Here is a 1,547-nt window from a genome sequence, read left to right as displayed (position 1 = left end):
TATCTATATAGCTGTTTGCTTTTCGATATCTAAGGGGTATAGGTCTCCCTAAAAAGGAGGTGATCCAGCCACACCTTCCGGTACGGCTACCTTGTTACGACTTCACCCCAGTCACCAGTCCTGCCTTAGGCATCCTCCTCCCCGAAAGGTTGAAGTAATGACTTCGGGCACTACCAGCTTCCATGGTGTGACGGGCGGTGTGTACAAGGCCCGGGAACGAATTCACTGCAGTATGCTGACCTGCAATTACTAGCGATTCCTCCTTCACGCAGGCGAGTTGCAGCCTGCGATCTGAACTGAGCTCCGGTTTCCGGGATTTGCTTGCATTCGCATGCTTGCTGCCCTCTGTCCGGAGCATTGTAGTACGTGTGTAGCCCAAGGCGTAAGGGGCATGCTGACTTGACGTCATCCCCACCTTCCTCCGGTTTGTCACCGGCAGTCTCTCTAGAGTGCCCAACTTAATGCTGGCAACTAAAAACGAGGGTTGCGCTCGTTGCGGGACTTAACCCAACATCTCACGACACGAGCTGACGACAGCCATGCACCACCTGTGTTCGCGCTCCCGAAGGCACTCCCAGCTTTCACCAGGATTCGCGACATGTCAAGCCTTGGTAAGGTTCTTCGCGTTGCATCGAATTAAACCACATACTCCACCGCTTGTGCGGGCCCCCGTCAATTCCTTTGAGTTTCACCGTTGCCGGCGTACTCCCCAGGCGGGATACTTAACGCGTTAGCTACGGCACGGCTCGGGTCGATACAAGCCACGCCTAGTATCCATCGTTTACGGCTAGGACTACTGGGGTATCTAATCCCATTCGCTCCCCTAGCTTTCGTCCCTCAGTGTCAGTTACGGCCTAGCAGAGCGCCTTCGCCACCGGTGTTCTTCCTGATCTCTACGCATTTCACCGCTACACCAGGAATTCCCTCTGCCCCGAACGTACTCTAGCTATGTAGTTTCCACTGCTCTTATGAGGTTGAGCCTCACTCTTTAACAGCAGACTTACATTGCCACCTGCGGACGCTTTACGCCCAATCATTCCGGATAACGCTTGCATCCTCCGTATTACCGCGGCTGCTGGCACGGAGTTAGCCGATGCTTATTCCTCAGGTACCGTCATTGTGTTCTTCCCTGAGAAAAGAGGTTTACGACCCAAGAGCCTTCCTCCCTCACGCGGTATTGCTCCGTCAGGCTTTCGCCCATTGCGGAAAATTCCCCACTGCTGCCTCCCGTAGGAGTCTGGGCCGTGTCTCAGTCCCAGTGTGGCTGATCGTCCTCTCAGACCAGCTACTGATCGTCGCCTTGGGAGTCCATTACACTTCCAACTAGCTAATCAGACGCGAGCTCATCATCAGGCAGTTAACCTTTCACCCCGAAGGGCACATCCGGTATTAGCCACCGTTTCCAGTGGTTGTCCCAGACCTGATGGTAGATTCTCACGCGTTACTCACCCGTCCGCCACTAAATCCCGAAAGATTCCGTTCGACTTGCATGTGTTAAGCATACCGCCAGCGTTCATCCTGAGCCAGGATCAAACTCTCCGTTTTGT

1 rRNA gene is annotated in these 1,547 nt (G+C 54.1%); it reads right to left on the bottom strand.

The features are described from left to right. Window positions 1-52: 52 nt before the first annotated feature. Window positions 53-1,545: ribosomal RNA gene (locus V7L07_RS26310) — 16S ribosomal RNA — on the bottom strand. Window positions 1,546-1,547 lie beyond the last annotated feature (2 nt).

The organism is Nostoc sp., assembly GCF_036916985.1.
GTDB lineage: Bacteria > Cyanobacteriota > Cyanobacteriia > Cyanobacteriales > Nostocaceae > Nostoc.
Note: the sequence above shows the minus strand (reverse complement) of the source record. Positions and strands in the feature narration are given on the sequence as shown.